At 64.1% G+C, this 17,354-nt stretch carries 14 protein-coding genes; 3 read left to right on the top strand and 11 right to left on the bottom strand.

Translation table 11 applies throughout. From position 1 onward, the window contains the following. Nucleotides 1-81: 81 nt before the first annotated feature. The 11 genes from EUA94_RS19370 to EUA94_RS19320 form a co-directional block, all read right to left on the bottom strand. The gene (locus tag EUA94_RS19370; protein WP_231263475.1) at nt 82-915 is read right to left on the bottom strand and encodes a carbon-nitrogen family hydrolase; all 834 of its coding nucleotides are present in this window, start codon (nt 913-915) and stop codon (nt 82-84) included. Beyond that, nucleotides 912-3,341, bottom strand: a complete 2,430-nt coding sequence (locus EUA94_RS19365) for a xanthine dehydrogenase family protein molybdopterin-binding subunit (RefSeq protein WP_175507470.1) — start codon at nt 3,339-3,341, stop codon at nt 912-914. Before EUA94_RS19365 ends, EUA94_RS19370 begins: the two co-directional genes overlap by 4 nt. Next, complete coding sequence (locus EUA94_RS19360; protein ID WP_091201860.1) at nt 3,338-3,856, bottom strand: (2Fe-2S)-binding protein; 519 nt, start codon at nt 3,854-3,856, stop codon at nt 3,338-3,340. The genes EUA94_RS19365 and EUA94_RS19360 overlap by 4 nt, the downstream gene beginning before the upstream one ends. A 1-nt stretch (nt 3,857) precedes the next feature. Next, on the bottom strand, nt 3,858-4,709 hold the full coding sequence (locus EUA94_RS19355) for an FAD binding domain-containing protein (protein ID WP_198554437.1): 852 nt from the start codon (nt 4,707-4,709) through the stop codon (nt 3,858-3,860). A 34-nt stretch (nt 4,710-4,743) separates the two neighbouring features. Then, entirely contained in the window at nt 4,744-5,499 is a 756-nt protein-coding gene (locus EUA94_RS19350; RefSeq protein WP_091201858.1) for an SRPBCC family protein, read from the bottom strand. An 89-nt stretch (nt 5,500-5,588) separates the two neighbouring features. Beyond that, nucleotides 5,589-6,770: an FAD binding domain-containing protein gene (locus tag EUA94_RS19345; RefSeq protein ID WP_091201942.1), complete on the bottom strand. Its 1,182-nt coding sequence runs from the start codon at nt 6,768-6,770 to the stop codon at nt 5,589-5,591. A gap of 31 nt (nt 6,771-6,801) precedes the next feature. Continuing rightward, nucleotides 6,802-7,731 carry a cyclase family protein gene (locus EUA94_RS19340; protein WP_091201856.1) on the bottom strand — a complete coding sequence of 310 codons (930 nt, stop codon included), beginning with the start codon at nt 7,729-7,731 and terminating at the stop codon, nt 6,802-6,804. After that, nucleotides 7,731-8,030, bottom strand: coding sequence for a Dabb family protein (locus EUA94_RS19335; protein ID WP_091201854.1), 300 nt, complete (start codon nt 8,028-8,030; stop codon nt 7,731-7,733). Before EUA94_RS19335 ends, EUA94_RS19340 begins: the two co-directional genes overlap by 1 nt. 179 nt (nt 8,031-8,209) lie before the next feature. Further along, nucleotides 8,210-9,436, bottom strand: coding sequence for a PucR family transcriptional regulator (locus tag EUA94_RS19330; RefSeq protein WP_091201852.1), 1,227 nt, complete (start codon nt 9,434-9,436; stop codon nt 8,210-8,212). A gap of 121 nt (nt 9,437-9,557) precedes the next feature. Further along, entirely contained in the window at nt 9,558-10,730 is a 1,173-nt protein-coding gene (locus tag EUA94_RS19325) for a sugar ABC transporter substrate-binding protein (protein ID WP_091201850.1), read from the bottom strand. A gap of 810 nt (nt 10,731-11,540) precedes the next feature. Further along, nucleotides 11,541-12,824, bottom strand: coding sequence for a flavin monoamine oxidase family protein (locus EUA94_RS19320; protein ID WP_091201848.1), 1,284 nt, complete (start codon nt 12,822-12,824; stop codon nt 11,541-11,543). A 290-nt stretch (nt 12,825-13,114) separates the two neighbouring features. On the opposite strand from EUA94_RS19320, the gene EUA94_RS19315 reads away from it, so the two are divergent. The 3 genes from EUA94_RS19315 (at nt 13,115) to EUA94_RS19310 (ending at nt 17,323) form a co-directional block, all read left to right on the top strand. Continuing rightward, a complete protein-coding gene (locus EUA94_RS19315; RefSeq protein ID WP_091201845.1) occupies nt 13,115-14,461 on the top strand; it encodes a flavin monoamine oxidase family protein in 1,347 nt (448 codons plus the stop codon). A 54-nt stretch (nt 14,462-14,515) separates the two neighbouring features. Then, on the top strand, nt 14,516-14,992 hold the full coding sequence (locus EUA94_RS23185; protein WP_420811366.1) for a luciferase domain-containing protein: 477 nt from the start codon (nt 14,516-14,518) through the stop codon (nt 14,990-14,992). A 270-nt stretch (nt 14,993-15,262) separates the two neighbouring features. Beyond that, a complete protein-coding gene (locus tag EUA94_RS19310) occupies nt 15,263-17,323 on the top strand; it encodes an oxidoreductase (RefSeq protein ID WP_129428523.1) in 2,061 nt (686 codons plus the stop codon). The last annotated feature ends 31 nt before the right edge of the window (nt 17,324-17,354 follow it).

Below are 17,354 nucleotides of genomic sequence, written 5' to 3'. Positions count from 1 at the left end.
CACCACCGCTGCTCGTGAAGAACCTCCGGTGCCTGAGCGCACGCTTCCCGTGATGGTCACGGTCTACTGTCCGACGCGGGCTCAGTAGCCGAGCGTGGAAAGCCTGCGGTCGGCCAGGACCGGAAAATCCGCCCGAACCCTCTTCAACAGATCGAGATCAAGCTCTGCGACCAGCGCGCCTTCACCACTTCCGAGCTCGGCAAGGACCTCCCCCGTAGGCGCGACGATCTGACTGTGCCCCCCCATCTCCACACCGCTGTGCGTGCCGGCCGTGTTGCACTGGAGCACCCACGTTTGGTTTTCGAGGGCGCGCGCGCGACCCAGAAGACGCCAGTGCTCTACCCGGGGCATGGGCCACGCCGCCGGCAGGAGAACCACCTCCACGCCTTGATCTCCGAGCTGCCGGAAGAGCTCAGGAAAGCGCAGGTCGTAGCAGGTCGCCATGCCCACCCGGACTGATCCTGAGTTGGCCTCCAGATCCACGACGGCGAGGTCCGTGCCGGCTTCCAGGAGCCGGGGTTCTCCATCCCCAAAGCCGAAGCGGTGAATCTTGCGGTATGTCTTGTGGACCTCGCCCTGCGGGGAAAGCAGCACAGAGGTGTTCCAAAGCCCCCGGCCCTCAGACCCGCGGTCCGCGCCCTCATCGGCCTTCTCGATGACGGACCCCGCATGCAACCACGTCCCAGTCTCGCGGGCGACCGATGCCATCTGGGCGATGGTTTGTCCACTTACGAGCTCCGCGGTCGTGCGCCACGACGCCGACGCGAAACCGCCATGAGCCCACAACTCCGGGAGAAGTACGAGGTCCGTGGGTTCCAGACCGCGGACCCACTGGCTGACTCGCTCGACTCGGTCACGCAGCGGCTCGTCATCGCCGTACGAGACCTGAAGCAGAGCCACCTTGAGTCCGTTCACGCGTGTCCCGTCTCGCCCTGCGTCGACGTCGCTTCCTGCTGCGCAGTCGACAATTCACCAGACATGGCTTTAAGCACCCTCTGGGGTGTCAGAGGCAGGTCTCGCAGAACCACGTTGAAAGGTGTCAGCGCGTCGTTCACCGCATTCAGCACTGCGGCGGGCGCTGCAATCAGTCCTGACTCCCCCATTCCCTTCACCCCCGATGCAGAGTGCGAGGAGGGCGTCTCGAGGTGGTGGATCTCGAACGGAGGAGCGACGTCCATGGTTGGAAGTCCGTAGTCGAGGAACGTGGTGGTCAGAATCTGACCTGACTCGTCGTAGGCGAGTTCTTCGAAGACTGACGCTCCTATGCCCTGGAGGACGCCACCGCGGATCTGTCCTTCCACGATGTTGGGATTGATGACCGTTCCGCAGTCCTCCACAGAGTAGACCTTCTCAAAGCGAACGAATCCCGTTTCCGGGTCCAGCTCGACGAGAATGGCGTGGCCGCCGTTGCTGAACATCGCCTGAGCCGGGTCGTATGCCTGAGTGGCTTCGAGCGAGGGCTCGAAGTCCTCAGGCCATGAGCTGGTGTCGAAGTAAATCGAGGTCGCAACGTCGGCAATTGACACAGAGGCATCAGCGACGCCCTTGACGGAGGCGAGACCGTCGGTCAGCTGGATGTCGTCGACCGAAGCCTCCAGCATGTTGGCAGCCACGAGCCGCACCTTTTCCCGGACCACGTCGGCGGCTCGCGCGACCGCTCCGCCCGCAACAACGGCTCCTCGGCTACCGATGGTGCCGGAACCGTAGGCGTGAGAAGTCGACCGCGCTGTTTGGACGCTGACGTGTTCGACGTTTATCCCCAACGTGTCCGCGGCCATCTGTGCCATCGTCGTGGCAAGCCCCTGACCCTGCGCCGACAGACCGATAGTGACGTTGGCGGTGCCGTTCGGATTCAGGCGGACGGTAGCTGTGTCGTGGTAGACGTCGCCCAGACCGTGCTCCTGGCTGGTGGCAGTGCTCTCGCCGCTGCTCTCGACGAAGACACTCAGTCCCAGACCGATGTAGCGACCCTGTTCCCGCAGCTCGGACTGCCGCTGGAGGAACGCTGGGTAGTCGACCATCTTCTCCAGCACGTTGATCGTCTCAAGCCAGCTGCCCTCCTGGTAGACGATGTCTTGTGCGTTGGTCCAGGGAAAGTCCCGCACCACGTTGTGTCGGCGGAACTCGAAGGGAGACATTCCCAAAGCGCGAGCAGCGTCGTCGGCGAGGCACTCTCGAGCGAGCGTCCCAGCCATGTAGCCCACCCCGCGATAGGCCCCCACGGGGGTCTTGTTAGTGGCCACGGCCGAGTAGGTGTACTCCGCTGCCGGGATGTCGTAGATGCCGGTGGGTGTCATCACGACTGCGCACCAGGGTTCAACGGCCATCGACCACGGGGGCATGTGGTAGGCGCCGCCGTCCCCCAGGGCGTCAGTACGCACGCCCGTGATCTTGCCGTCGGCATCAAGCGCATAGGCGATGTCAACGAACTGCTCGTGTGCGTGAGCGCCGGCGATGAGGTTCTCTCGACGGTCCTCGATCCATTTGACCGGTCGGCCGACCTCCCTCGCCAGCAGCGGGAGCAACATCTCCTCGGGATAGACGTGCGCCTTCTGGCCGAACCCGCCCCCAGTGTCTGGCGTGATGACCTCGACACCTTGTTCTGGGAAGCCGAGGTAGGCAGTGAGCATGTACTTGAGGTAGTGCGGCATCTGGGTGTTGGACCACAGGCGTAGTCCCTTCGACGCCCACTCGTAGTCGGCGATCACGCCGCGTGTCTCCATCGGCGCTGCAGACACGCGACAGGTGTAGAAGCGTCCCTGCACCACCTGATCGGCCTGTTCGAAGGCCTCAGAGACGTTGCCGAAGCTTGCTCCTCCCTTCAGGCCCAGGTTGTCGGATAGCTGAGGATTGGCGACGGGACCACCGGCCAGTGCAGCGTCCGCGTTGGTCACTGCCGGCAGCTCCTCGAAGTCCCAATCGATGAGCTCGCAGGCATCCTCAGCGGCATACCGCGAATCAGCGACCACGACCGCGATGGGCTCACCGACGTACAGGACCTCGTCCTTGGCAAGGAGCGGCATCGTGGTCGGGAAGCATCCCTCGACTGCCATCTCACCGACAAGCCCCTCGCAGAGGGGAGCGACGTCTTGTCCGGACCAGGCCAGCGCAACGCCGTCGGCGTCACGGATGGCTGACAGGTCCATGTGGATGATCCGCGCGTGCGCGACTGGACTCCGAACGAACGCCACGTGGAGCTGGCCGGGAAGGTTGATATCCGCGATGAACTCGCCTCGGCCGCTGAGCAGCCGCGGGTCTTCCGACCGCAGCACGCGTGTGCCGACCGAACGAGCCGCAATCACAGGCGTTGTCATGTGCTGGTGACTGTCGAGCTTCTTCACTGGGCCCCGTCCTTCGCGTCGTCGTTGCCCTCGGCACCGTCGGCAGCTGCTTGCTCGATGGCGGCGACGATGGTCTCGTATCCGGTGCACCGACACAGTGAGCCCGAGACCGTCTCGACGATGTCCTCTCGTGTGGGTGCCGGGTTCTCCTCCAACAGCGCTGTGGCTGTCATGAGGAAGCCAGCAGTGCAGAAGCCGCACTGGAGGCCGTGCTGCTCACGGAACGCGCGCTGAAGCGTGTTCAGCTCCTGGCCGTCGGCCAGGCTCTCGACCGTGCGGATTTGGCGCCCCTCCGCCTGAACAGCAAGGGTGAGGCAGGAACGCGCCGGAAGATCATCGAGCAGCACGGTGCACGAGCCGCAGACACCGTGCTCGCAGCCAAGCTTGGTGCCCGGAAGCTGGGCATCCTCACGGATGAAGTCGGCCAGCGTCTTTCGTGCCTCGACGCCGGCGCGATACCTACGTCCGTTGATCGTCATAGCGACATTGAGGCGCTCTTCGGGGGTGATGGACACGTCAGGCTCCGTTCTTGAGTTCGACTACGGCGCGGCGAACGAGTGATGCGACCAGCTTGCGGCGGTAGTCACTGCTGCCGTGGATGTCTGAGATTGGCTTCACCGACTCGGCCGCGGCCACGGCTGCCTCTTCGGCGAGTTCATCTGTAAGAGGTTCGTCAGTGAGGATCCGCTCGACCGCGACGAGCCTCGTCACCGAACCGACCGCCGCGCCCACAGTGACCCGCGGATCGACGAGCACGCCACCTCGAGGCGTACCGGTAGCCGCGATCAGAGCCAAACCATAGTCACCCTTCTTCACCGCCGCCTCCTGGAAGGACCACGCGGTGCGCGTCGTAGGAATCGACACGTGGGTCAGGATCTCGTCGTCCCGCAGCGTGGAGGTGAACGGCCCCACGAAGAAGTCGTCCGCTTCGATCGTCCTGTTGCCGTGGGGACCCACGGCCTGCATAGTTGCTGAAAGTGCAAGAAGAATGGTGGGCCATTCTCCGGACGGGTCCGCGTGAGCCGTGCTGCCGCCGAATGTCCCCCGGGAGCGGATCTGCGGATGGGCGATGTGAGACGCCGCCGCCGACAAGATCGGCAACCGGTCCGCGAGCAGCGCTGAACGCTCGATCTCGCGATGCGTCACGCGAGCTCCGATGCGGATGTGGTCGCCGCGGTCCTCGATGTCGCTGAGGTTCGGCACGTGCTGAAGATCGACCAAGATCGAGGGAGCCGCTAGGCGCATAGCGAGCAGCGGCATCAGGCTCTGACCACCTGAGAGCACCTTCGCGTCGGGATCAGAAGCCAGGTGCTTCAACGCATCGTCGAGCGTCGTCGGTGCTACGTAGCTGAACTTGGGTGGTTTCAAGGCCTACTCCCTCAATCAAGGTGAACGATTCGATTCAGCGATTTCCCGAGCGAGCCCGCGCCGAGGCGTAACCCGCTGCAAAGACACTGATTAACGCAGCCACGACGCTGACAAGCGTTCCCCCGGCAGGTAGGGCCTTGGCCCATGACATGCCGCCCGCAAGAGCCAGGACATCGAGCACCTCGTCGTCGCGGTCAGGACCACGCCGAGCCGCCGCCGCCGGTGACGGTGACGGTGACGCACTGAGCGGCGCCGAGCTCATATTGGATCCCTGGTCTTGTCCCTGGTCTACGTCGTGCGCCGCGGCGGAGTTGGACCCCGCGGAAGGCACTGGATCCGATCCGCCCTCCGCTGCCACCATCTCCTGCAACCGCTGGGCAAACATCGTCATAAGCGCCCCACTCACATCAGCCAGCACGCCTCGCCCGAACTGGGCCACCTTGCCGGTGAGCGCCAGCTCGGTCTCGACCAGCACGCGAGTGCCACTGCCCTTCGGGACCAGCGTCGCTCGGACGTTGGCAGTTGCGTCTCCCTGACCGCGGGAATCCTTGCCTCGCGCGAGCAGCACGGCGGTGTGGGTCTTCTCGTCCAGCTCGGTGAACTGCGCGATGCCCTTGTACTCCGCTGTGATGGGGCCAACCTTGATCTTGGCGCGGCCATGGAAGTCGTCACCCTCGACCGAGGTGATCGAGGCGCCAGGAAGGCACGGAGCCACCTTCTGTAGGTCCGTAAGCAGGACCCACGTCTCCTGCGGTGAGAGCGCTACCTCGAACTCGTTGAGCAACTGCATCGGGTTTCTCCTTCTGCGCTAGGCGCGGTAATCCAATAGTGCGTCAATCGCAACCTGCTGGCACCCTCAGGGTGAAGGCGGAGTCAGCATCACGCAGGTCTGGGCAGACCGAACCTGAATTGGGGTGAGCCCGGCGGGAAGTCGCCGCCGTGCTGTAGAGCGGAGGCCATGGCCCGCACCTTGGCCAGATACGCCTGTCCCACGGCCAGGCGTTCCGGTTCCCAAGCTTTCAAGGCTTGGGGGACATCGCCTGAGTAGGCGATCAGTCGTTCGGCGAGAGTCCAGGCATCGGCGGCAGCCTTCGCGGCTCCTGCTGCGGCGTGAGGTCGAGGCGTGAACGCGGCGTCGCCGATTAAGACGAGCCGGTCGAACGCCATCTGGGGGACGTCTGCGTCGGAGACGATCGTGACGAATGGCTTGGCTGCCCCAGTGATGAGCTCTCGGAACGCCGGCGCCAGCTCGTCGGAGGCGCGCGTGCGGAAGGCTTCGAGATTGGAAGCAGCCAGTGCCGGATAGTGGACGGAGACCGGTCGTCGGGCCCCGTCGTTGCCGGTCATCAGAGCGTCCAGCTCGTCTCCCGCCACGTTCCAGTACCACTGGAAGTTGAGCCGGGTAGCGCCCGTCACCTCCCCCTCGGAGGACACGTGGCTGATGGGGTAGGCGATGATGTGGCTGTCGGGTAGCAGCCCATAGGTGAAGGCGTCCTGAAAGAATTCCCACGTCTCATGCGTGACGTCGGCCTCGTCCACCATGCCACGCCACGTCACGTACCCGGCGTACTCGGGGCGCCTGCCGAGCAGCTGCGCTCGAGCAACCGAACCCCCACCATCCGCGCACACGAGAAGGTCAGCGGTGACCTCGGTGCCGTCAGCGAACGTAGCAGTCGACCGCTCCAGTCCCGGTTCCACTGCGACGAGTTCCTTGTCGAGGTGGTAGCGCTGTGTTCCGAACGCGTCAAGCAGCTTTTGGTAGACCGCGTTATAGGCGGTGAAGCGCCATCCAGCGTTGACCCCGCCCTTGCTCTCCCCTGTGGCGGCATCGAAGTACCGCATCCAATGGCTCGGAACGCTGATGTCCTCCAACGTGGTGGGAGTGCGCTCGAGCAGGTATCGAACGAGCTCGGGCTGGACTACGATCCCAGTGCCGAAGCCCGAAAGAAGCGTGCTGCTGCGCTCGTAGACGTCCACCTCACAGCCAGCGTCGCGCAACACATTCGCCGCGGTCAGACCCGCGATCGAACCACCGATCACAGCGATCCTTGGCATGCTCATCCCGTTCCTCCTCATCGCGCCGTCGTCGGGATCAGTTGTCGCGCAAAGGCAGGGCGATGGGGCGCAGCGGCGCTCCACTTGCACCGCGCAGGCGGATCGGCGCCGCGATGAGGCAGAACTCCACTACGTCGTCGCGAGACAGCTCCTCCAGGTTCACCAGCTCGATCATCGGAACCCCGGCCTCTGCCAGGAAGTGACAGTGGCCAGGGAGCCAGTTGTCTTCGTGCTGCGAGGGGCCGACCTCGACACATTCCTGATCGGCAGCGATCGCAGAGATGCTCTGGCTCGTCAGCCACTTAGCGGCTTCAAGGCTGAGTCCAGGGGGATTACCCAGCACCTTCGAACCGTCGGGCCAAAAGCCCATCCGTCCTGTCCGGACCATCGCGACATCACCAGGCTGCAAAGTGATCCCCGCATCCTCGAGCACCTTCTTGCAGTCCTCGACGGTGATGGCGTAGGAGTCAGGCAGGCAGTCGACCCCACGGCTCTTGGCCACGTCCAGCAGAACACCGCGGGTGATGATCGGCGGAATCACTTCTGCCCCACCCTTGGTCCATCCGCGACTGCCCAGGTTGTCCTCGGCCGAGAAGCCGTTGTAGATGTGGCCGTCGACGCCGAAGTGGCTCAGCGAGTCGATGTGAGTTCCGGTGTGGGTGTACATGAAGACAACGTCGCCGGAGTAGCAGACGTGCCGGTTTCCGGCCTCCCCCGCTCCGTTCATGTTGTCGACGACCGTTCCGGACGGCGTATGACTCATGAACAGCTGGTAGCTCGGGTCTCCGGCCGCCTGGAAGCTTGGCATCCCCACGAAGTAGTCGATGCTCAGGTCGTAACTACGCGTGCCGTCGACCCGCGCGAGGATCGCGGCGGAACCCTCGGGGCTCAGGTGGTTGAGTGCCCCGAGCTGATCATCGGGTCCCCAGGGACTTTCGGCGACCTTGATGTCTGCCCTTGGACCCATCAGGACTCCTCACGCACGAAGTCCACGACGGCGCGCTCGGCCAGCTTGGGCTTGAGCTTCGCCACGACCTCGAGGTGGAACTCGTCGACTGAGTACTTCTGCAGGTCATCCCAGGACTCGAAGTCGTTGATCAGCACCCCACTGAAGGGCTGGCCGTTGTCGCCCGGGTCGCCCTCGTGCGCACCGAGCTCCCAGTACTGGATGTAGGGGTACGGCTCACGAAGGGTGTTCAGCAACTCGATGACGTCGTCGTTGCTGTGGCCCTCGGCCACACGCCAGGAAAAGACATGGCGAATCATGGGGAACTCTCCTTTGCTAACGCGTGAGTGCGCGACTGCGCTGCGTCAGTTTGGAAGCCACCCATCAAGAACGCCTCTGCATGCTCCGACAAGATGGAGGGTCGTTTTGTGGGATTGCGGACGTGCTGTCTGCGACTGCGCTCAGTCCCCCCGCAAGCCCAGAGCTTTTCGTGTTGGCCTCAAATGCCTGTCTCGCCAGGGCTGTTTTCACCGATCATGGACAACTGATGGTCACTGGCGTCATGCAGCACCTCGGCGAGACGCAGCGCGACTGCAAGCTCGTCGCGTCTCTCGTTGATGGGGAAGCCAAGCCGTTCCTCGATCGACTTCAGCCGGTAGGCGACCGTCCGTTCGTGTACGCGAATTCGACCAGCCGTTGCTGCAGCGTTCTGGCCAGTCTCGAAGTAGGCCCGCAGCGTTTCTCGTAGGAGTTGTGTGCGCGAGTCGTTCTCACCGATCGGCCCCAGCTCGCTGACCATGAAGTCTCGTGCAGCCGGAGCGTCGCGCAACACGACGCTCTCAAGAGCAACGTCGCGGTAGCGCGTCACCGCGCTGGACCGCAACCGCCCCACGCGGCACGCTTGCCAAGCTTGCCTGTGCCCACGACGGAAACCTTCAACGCCGTTCAACGGTCCACCCAGGGCGACGTAGGTGGCTGGAGGTGGCTGGATTGCCGGGAAATTCTCCTCGAAGGATTCGCTGAGTCGGCTGTTGCCGAGCCACGCCAGGGATGTCCCTCCGGTACCTTCCACCACAAGCAGGGACGCGTCGAGCATGGTCGCCAAGGACTTGAGTGCAGCTCGCGGAGCATTTCCCCAAGCCACTACGGCGAGATGATCAACCTTCAGGTTGTAACCCAGTTGCTCGGTGTCAGTCGGCACACCGTTCAGTAGATCCGTGACGACGGCGCGTCGCTGGCGGTCCCTGCTGTGGAAGAAGTACGCCGACTTCTCCTGCTCATACGTGGCAACGACGTCGTGGGTGATGCGGTCGTTCCAGGCGAAGTGGAATTCTGCGGCCTGCTTCAATACCGCAATCTGGCGAGGGCCAGCAGGGACGACACGAACAGCTGTGTCGAGGATCCAGTTCCAGAGGACGAGTTGCCCGATCCGCCTCGTCAACAGCAGGTCGGTCAGCTCGACACCCGCCTGCGCGGCGACCCTCGCCTCCTCCAGGGCGCCCTCAGAGGCGCCGTCCGGGAGGTGGCGAGCGTTACGCAGCCCATGGATGATGCTCGTAAGGGCCCCGGTGATGCTGGGAAGCTCGGTCTCAAGCAGCATCGGGTCATTACGGCGGTAGTAGTTCGGCGCGCCTGAGCGGCTGCGCTCTCGGATCTCCCCGCTGATGGCGGGGATCTTCAGGATGAGTTCGTCCGCGACCGCTCGTAAGTCGTGCTCGATCGACATATCCGAATTGTAGAGCGCTGCTCCCCGCAGCGAGACGGCGTTTCAGCGAACCAGGGCCCGTGCTAGCAAACGCAGAGGAGGGCACAGGCGCAAACCCGTGCCCTCCCCCCGGCGCCAACGGTCAGGAAACGCCCCACAGCGTCTTGAAGACGGGTTCGTAATCGATACCCGTCGACCAGCCCTCACCCTCCGGCGGCAGGTCGTGGTCGTGGTCGAACATGGAGATACCCACCCCCGAAGGGACACTCTCCTCGCCAGCGAAGAACCGGTTGATCATGTCGGCCGCCGACCAGGCCTCGTACGCCCCGTCGTAGGTCCAGCCAGCATCCTGCCCCTTGTTCCGGCGGACGAGGTCGATGTTCGCGGCGTAACCGCTGCCAGATACGACCTCCATGCTGTCGTTGCGGCCGGATGCCATCACCGCCGCGGCGCCGCCAGACGTCACCAAGTCGTCGTAGGAGAGGGCCATCCCGTTGGCCGCCGGGTTTCGGAGAAGAGCCGTCGAGATCTTCTCCTGCAACACGGGCCCGAAATCGGCCAGCCGGATGTTCAGGGTCGTGACCTTGCAGTCGGGGCACTCCTCCTTCATGGCCTTCTGGAAGCCATCGTGCACGGCTTTGGTGATGACGAGCTCCGTGTTGCTGACCTCGATGATGTCAGCCTTCGATCCCAGCTTGGACAGGAGCCACGTCGCTTCAGCTGCGCCGAGACCCTCGCCCCAGGCGATGAAGTCACCTTCGACGAATTCCAGGCTCCGCTCGTAGTACGACGGCTCACTTGGGTCGACGTCACTGCAGTCGGCGGCTTCTTGAGAGAAGACCGGGATGCCGGCCTTCTTGGCCTCGTCCAGCGCGGTCTTAACCAGCGGACAGTCGATTGAGTACAGCCAGATGGCATCGGCGTCCTGGGAGATGGCCTGACGGATTCCCTCCTGGTACTCAGACGGCTCGTACTTGCCGTCGTACACGGAGAAGTCCCAGCCCAGGAGCTTTGCAGCGGCCTTGGCGCCGTTGGCCATGGAGGTGCCGGTGGGGGATTGGACACCCGAGCTCACGAGCGCGACCTTGTAGCCGGATTGCGCCTCTGGTCCGGTTGACGATGGTTCTACGAAGGTTCCGTCGCCGTAGAGCTTCTCGATGGCGGCGGTTGCGTTCTGCGCCACCTCGTCGTCGCTGGACGCACTAGTGGCCGGGCCCCCGGATTCGGTGCTGCAGCCGCCAGTGGCGCCCAGCACCGCCAGCACGAGGACGGCACCGGTTAGGTGGCGGGCCCGCGAGCCAAATGTTGAAAACATGTCGTTCCTCTTTCGAGTGCTGTGCGGGACAGGTCGGGACCTGTTTGGTGCAGCGGGCTCACACCATGAGATGCGGCCGCTGGTTGGTGCATGTTCCGAGATTCAGACCGACATGGGGGTCAGATAGGTGCTCTGACTCTCGGCCCGCAGCGCTGTGGTGTGTGAGCGCATGGGTTGAGCACGAAGCGGGGATCAGAAGTCTGTGCTTTTGAGTTGGAGTCCCGAAGTCATGTACGGCTCGGGGACGCGGACTTCGACTGCACAGACCTGGTGCGTCTCACGGCTCGTCTTATCGTTCGGTGAGAGACATATTGAGGGCTAACAGTGACGAGACTCGTTGCCGAGATTCGACGAATTCGCCGTGATCCCTGTCACCATCCTGCAATCGACATCGGTGCCGTTGCTCCACGACGCGACGGAGCGCTGTCATACGCCCCCGTTTCCGCAGTGATGCGAGGGCTCGGCTGAGCTTCGCGACCATCGCTAGCCGGCTCGGCGTAGCTGCGCTGACCGTAGATGGTCGACTCAAGTGTCTCGGTAGCGCGCTGTGCCCCTCGTCCGCGCGTGGCCCCGACGTGGTGGTCTCGTTGGATTCCGTGCTGCGAGCCGCTACCGCGGTCATCACAGCGATGGTGTCGCCTACCCCTAGCGTGGTATGCCGCCTGGTGGCATGCATCGAACGCATATCGATTCCTCTGTCTCGTGCTACAGGGCACGGTTCGGCGACCCGAGGCGCGTTGTCGAACGGCGAGGCGCACGTCCGACTGCCGAGTAGTGAAAGGCACCAGTTGTCGCTCGAAAAGCAGAGGTTCAGTCGCTGACTTCCGCTAGAACCCGGTCGGCCGTCTCGAGAGCACCTTCGATGTAGCCGGGGAACTGCAGAGACACGTCTGATCCAGCGAAGTGCATGCGCCCGTGCTGCTCGCCGAGCGACTTGTGAGCGCGAGTTGCCTGACCGATGCGGGGCGACACCCAGGGTGCGCGCACGTGGGGGTCCTCGCACCAGTCGTGGTAGTCGGTGCCCACCACCACTGCGTCGGGCAGGTAGTGGTGCACCGCGGCCTCAATCGCGTCGCTGTCGGTCGGGTCGAAAGAGTTGCGGTCGGTGAACGCGACAAGGATGCGGCCACCGTCGGACGCCGGCAAGTAGTCGTACAGCGTGGGGAAGATTCCATCGCCCGTGCACGAGATGCCTTCGGGCACGCCCTGCGCATGGATGAGGAGCTTCAAGCCTCGCCCTCCGTGACCTTCAGCGACAACATCAGCCCGGGGTCCCTTGAAAGGCGGCTCGAGCTGCAGCTCCCGCATGCAGTTCAAGGGCGTTGCCACGACGATGTGGTCGGCTCGGAGGACTCGTCCTGCACCGTAGGTGACATGGACTCGATCCGCGTCCTGACGGATGGACTGCACAGCTTCGCTCAGGCGGAGGTCGGACACCTCATTGGCCATGGCGGATGTCAGGGCGCCCGTACCGCTGGACATGACCTCGTCGAGGGACAGGATGACGCCCAGGACGGAGTAGTTGTGCGAGGCGATGAACTGGAGGACCCAGAGTGCTGATGCCTCCTCCACGCGCTGCCCCATCATGTTCCAGATCCACGAGCGCAGGAGTTGGCCAGTGACGGGAGGAGGATCCAGGGACTGCAAGTAGTCCCGCGCCGAGATGTCGAGGTCTTCAAGGCCTTGATTCTCCAGGCCAGCCTGCGGATCGATGCGGCGCGCGTCCCTGACAAGGCAGAACAGGATCCGCTCGGCTTCGACGAACTCCTCTGCCGGGATCGGGAAAGCGGAGTTGTGCTCACCCGGCGCCAACCGGTTGCGGAACACCTTGAACGGCGCAGCGGGTTGTGTCTCGATGCGGTAGCGGTCGACCTCAGCGGCAAGACGCGTGTGGTGGTGCCGGTGGAAATAGGCGCCGCCCACCTCCACGATCGTCCCGGGGTCAGTAGTTGACTCACGACTGTAGGCCCGGCCGCCCACGCGGTCCGCTGCTTCGAGTAGGACCACGGAGCGGCCGGCGGCGCTCAGGTCGCGTGCCACCCGAAGGCCGGCAAATCCCGCTCCGACGACCGCGATCTCGGCGCTGTCCACCATGTTGTTCCCTCTCGTTCGCGTGACAGACATCTTGGCGAACCCCCAGGCGATCCCGTTACCCGGTTCTGACGAAACCCACGTGACCGCTATCACCTTCCTGCAATGTTTCCTCGCCGACAACTGTCGAGGCACGCCCTGCGATCGCTCCTAGTCAGCAGGTCACCCTGAGAACGGGCGAGTACCTCCTGTACGAACGGATGGAGCGGTCCATCTATTCATACGGCGCGAGCAATGACGGATCAGCGGCTTCTGCCTAACGTCGATGACGACCCCCTCTTCAAAGGATCAGCATGACCCTGCCGAACGCCGACCGTGCTCGCCACTCCCTGAGCGACTCGCGTTTGCCGGATCCGGCGGGCGCGCGACGAGGAGAAGTCACGCGCGCCGCTACCCCGACTGTTGCCGTGCTGGGAGCGGGGCTGGCTGGACTCGCTGCAGCTACTCGCCTCGTCCGCGAGGGATACGACGTCACGGTCTTCGAGGCCCGCGAACGCGTCGGTGGACGCGTCTGGTCCGACTCGATCGACGGACCCGACGGCTCCCTCGCCATCGAGCGGGGTGCCGAATTCGTGCTCTACGGATACGAAGAAATGCGCGGCCTGTTGGACGAGTACGGTCTCCAACTAGTCGAGACTGGGATGAGCTACTACGTTCGGGAGGTCGGCGACGTCGGTGGCGTCACCACGGACAACATCGTCGCGGCCGGACGGCGGGCCATCCAGCTCGTTGGCGACGACCCCGACGTCCAGACCTCAGCTGAGGAAGTGCTCCAACAGGTGGGCGACGATGAGCTCGTCGACGCCCTCCGGGCGCGCATCGAGATCTCTGCGGCCGCAGAGGCGCGAGAAGTCAACGCTTCTGCCCTCCGTCACATAGCGTCCATCGAACCTCGGCCCAGTTGGCGCGTCGCGGGAGGCAACCAGAGCCTTCCCAACGCAATGGCCGACGCGATCAAGGACCGCGTGCGATTGGGGCAGAAAGTGCTCCAACTCGAACAGGACCCGACAGGCGTGGCGGTCACGACGGATACCGACACCAACCGATTCGACGCCGTAATCGTTGCGCTCCCCTTGGCCACGCTTCGGGGAACGCGATCACCCGTGCTCGATATGCCTGACTGGAAGCGCCAAGCGTTGGACCATCTTGTGCAGGGCCATGCGGCCAAGCTCCACATGCCTCTCTCCCTGTCACCCGGGACATCAGCGGTCATGTCCGTCGGGGATCGTTTCTGGACCTGGACGGCGCGCTCCGAGGACGGCAGCGTCGGGGCAGTCCTCAACTGTTTCATGGGGAGCGCCCCGGCGCTTGCGGCGTATGGTCAAGACGCCCTGAGCGTTGGCTGGGCGGCCGCGGTGCGCGCGCTCCGTTCGGATCTTGACTTCGCGCCCGGGAGTGACGCGGTCCTCACCACGTGGTCGGATGACCCGCTGGCCCGTGGCGCCTACTCGGCCATGGGCGCAGACGCCTCCTCCGCCGACATGGAATCCATCCGACGCCCCGTAGGCCGCGTGTTCTTCGCTGGCGAGTACGCCGACCCGGACTTCACCGGCTTGATGGAAGGGGCAATTCGCAGTGGCCACCATGCCGCTTCGGACGTGGCCGTGGCCCTGTCGGCCCATACGAACCGATCGCTGTGAACGGATTGGACTGTCGATGCTTTCGGTCGCCTCGACAAAGGGCACACTGGCGTGATGACTAGCGCAACCTGCGGCCCGCTGCCGCCGCGCGAGGGTCCGATGCCAGACATCATTGGCCCGGCTCCGCACGCCCAACGGTCGCAGATCGCTCCTGTCATGGTGCAGGAAGAACTGTGGTCACGCATGCGCTCGCTGCCATACGCCTACATGGCCCCGACATTGGTGTCCGTGTCTCATGCACGGGCGCTACATCTCGTCGAGGACTTCGGTTCTGCTCCGCCAAATCGGTTCCAAGGCGGGCGCGAATTCGCGCACCTTCACCCTCATCACGATGGAAGCTTGCATCTCTCTCTTCCTGATTGGGTGATAGACCAGGCAGTTCGTAGCGGGTGGGGGGTCCCTCATCCGGTGCAAGATGCATTCCTTGTCTTCGGTCCTCGGGACCGAACCGAGCTAGAGATCGTGTGGCACCTGGTTCAACTGAGCTATGCGTGGGCTATTGGCGACCTCGTTGCGGACACCTCGCAGTAGTCATCTCACCGGCATGTCGGCGGAGGCATCGCGGATCAGTCGGGTCGCCGTAGCTGTCGCTCCCGGCCCGCTGCGCGGCGACGGGCCGGAGACGTTCTCGTCGTGCCAACGATGCAGAGATCTGGCAGCAGGCTGCACCGCTTTGTCGCTTCGCGACAAGGCGCTGGAGGGAAGTCCGGCTAGCTTGCGGTCATGGCCAGGAAGTCGGGTCTCTAAATTGGAGAGCGCCACCGATGCCGCCTCGGTTCCGCAGAGAAAAGGGTCTCCTTCATGTCCCTCGCCGACCATCACAAGATCCTGTTCGAGCCGGTTGCCATTGGCCCCAAGATCCTTCGAAATCGTTTTTACAACGTGCCTCACGGCACCGCGTACGGAGTTCTCCGCCCCTCCACGTGGGCGTCGTATCGGGCGGTTCGTGCTGAAGGCGGATGGGCGGCTGTGTCGGCAGAGTTCTCCAGTGTCGGCCCCAGCAGTGATGAGTTTCCGCTGCACTCAAGTGACATCTGGGACGATGAAGACGGCCGGCGCCACAAGCTGATGGTCGACTCTGTCCATCGCCACGGCGCCCTGGCCGGCATTGAGCTGCACCACGGGGGCGCCCACGCGATGCGTCGAGTGTCCCGAGAGCCAGCCTTCTCCGCCTCCGGCCTTGCGCCGGAGCTACCCCCGCCGGCCGGGCCGCTAGGCACCCCGAAGGTCATGACTGTGGACGACATCGAAAGGATCGAGCAGGCCTTCGCAGACGCAGCCGTTCGCGCTCGCGACGTGGGCTACGACATCGTGGAGGTGCTCGCCGGCTACGGCTACCTTTTCGCGCAGTTTCTGTCAACGTTCCACAACCGCCGCACGGACGAGTACGGCGGTTCCTTGGAGAACCGCGCGCGATTCTGGTTGGAGACGCTCGGTCGCGTTCGCGACGCCGTGGGTGACGACTGCGCCATTGCTACGCGCTTGTCGATCGAGACCCAAGGTCCCTGGGGGCACAGCATCGACGACAGCGTCGCTCTGGTCCGTATGGCTGATCCTTTGGTCGACCTCTGGGATCTGAACGTGGGGTCCGTCCTTGACTGGGGCAGCGACATCAGTCCGTCTCGGGTCATTCCAGAAGGGCGCAACCTCGAGCTCTTCGCGCGCGTACGTCAGGCGACGAAGAAGCCCGTGGTGGGAGTGTCGCGGTGGACAAGTCCTGATCTCATGGCGCAGGCCGTGCGGTCTGGGGTCATTGACATTGTCGGATCTGCCCGTCAGTCGATTGCCGATCCCTTCTTCCCCCAGAAGGTCCGGGAGGGCCGCATCGAAGACATTCGCGAGTGCATGGGGATCAACCACTGCATCAGCAGTCTTGACCGAGGCAACATGACTTGTGCTCAGAACGCCACCGCGGGGGAGGAGTACCGACGCGGGTGGCACCCGGAGCGCTTCGAACCCCTTTCCCGTCCTGATGTCAGCGTCCTGGTGGTAGGCGCGGGCCCGGCGGGCATGGAGGCCGCGATCGGTCTGGCGAAACGAGGAGCCGACATGGTGCACCTCGTGGATTCAGTGGATCAGCTGGGTGGACATCTTGGGCCAGTCGTCCGACTGCCGGGTCTGCGAGAGTGGGGACGGTTCATCGATCACCGGATGATCCAGATCGACAAGCTGCCGAACCTGCAGTTCATCCCGTCGACCAGACTGAGCGCCGACGACGTCCGCGACTACGGAGCGTCGCATGTCGTCGTGGCGACGGGCGCTCGCTGGTTGGGCACGGGGCTCACGCCCGGCACGCACGAGCCGCTGCAGGGGGTTGTCGAAGGCGCGAGCTGGGTGTTCACGCCCGACGAATTGCTCGTCCGGGGCAAGCGGCCTGCCGAGAAATCTCACGTCACTGTCTATGACGCTGAGGGCGGCTACATGGGGACCAGCATCGCCCAGCTGCTCGCCGACGAAGGGTACAAAGTCTCCGTTGTCACGCCCCATTCGCAGGTGGCGGCAGAGGGGGATCTCACGCTGGAGGGGCCCGCGGTGCGCGCGTCCCTTCACAGCAGCGGCGTGGCTATGTACCGCGAGGTCTCGTTGACTTCAGCCCGCCCGGAAGGCGTCATCGGAGTGGGTGAGTTCGATCAGCCCTTCTCGTTGAAGAGTGACGCTCTTGTGCTGGTGACGATGAGGTCCCCGATCGACGACCTTTACCAGGAACTCACCATTGACCGTGAGGCGTTGCACGAGGCGGGCATCGAAGCCGTCTACTGCATCGGGGACGCGCTCTCGCCCCGTCCGCTTGCAGAGGCTATGTTCGATGGGCACCGCCTAGCTGTACCCGGCCACGACATTGGTAGCGGCGAGCCTGGTTGAACGAGTGAGAACCTCCGGATGGGATGTGGCT

Source organism: Nocardioides zhouii, from assembly GCF_004137345.1.
GTDB lineage: Bacteria > Actinomycetota > Actinomycetes > Propionibacteriales > Nocardioidaceae > Nocardioides > Nocardioides zhouii.
The sequence above is the reverse complement of the archived record's forward strand: the minus strand, read 5'-3'. Positions and strand labels throughout refer to the sequence as shown.

What these genes read in the sequence shown, in the direction of transcription:
- EUA94_RS19340 (WP_091201856.1), bottom strand. Translation starts at nt 7,731, where the DNA reads ATGGGTCCAAGGGCAGACATCAAGGTCGCCGAAAGTCCCTGGGGACCC.
- EUA94_RS23185 (WP_420811366.1), top strand. Translation starts at nt 14,516, where the DNA reads ATGACTAGCGCAACCTGCGGCCCGCTGCCGCCGCGCGAGGGTCCGATG.
- EUA94_RS19320 (WP_091201848.1), bottom strand. Translation starts at nt 12,824, where the DNA reads ATGGTGGACAGCGCCGAGATCGCGGTCGTCGGAGCGGGATTTGCCGGC.
- EUA94_RS19345 (WP_091201942.1), bottom strand. Translation starts at nt 6,770, where the DNA reads ATGAGCATGCCAAGGATCGCTGTGATCGGTGGTTCGATCGCGGGTCTG.
- EUA94_RS19335 (WP_091201854.1), bottom strand. Translation starts at nt 8,030, where the DNA reads ATGATTCGCCATGTCTTTTCCTGGCGTGTGGCCGAGGGCCACAGCAAC.
- EUA94_RS19310 (WP_129428523.1), top strand. Translation starts at nt 15,263, where the DNA reads ATGTCCCTCGCCGACCATCACAAGATCCTGTTCGAGCCGGTTGCCATT.
- EUA94_RS19325 (WP_091201850.1), bottom strand. Translation starts at nt 10,730, where the DNA reads ATGTTTTCAACATTTGGCTCGCGGGCCCGCCACCTAACCGGTGCCGTC.
- EUA94_RS19315 (WP_091201845.1), top strand. Translation starts at nt 13,115, where the DNA reads ATGACCCTGCCGAACGCCGACCGTGCTCGCCACTCCCTGAGCGACTCG.
- EUA94_RS19330 (WP_091201852.1), bottom strand. Translation starts at nt 9,436, where the DNA reads ATGTCGATCGAGCACGACTTACGAGCGGTCGCGGACGAACTCATCCTG.
- EUA94_RS19350 (WP_091201858.1), bottom strand. Translation starts at nt 5,499, where the DNA reads ATGCAGTTGCTCAACGAGTTCGAGGTAGCGCTCTCACCGCAGGAGACG.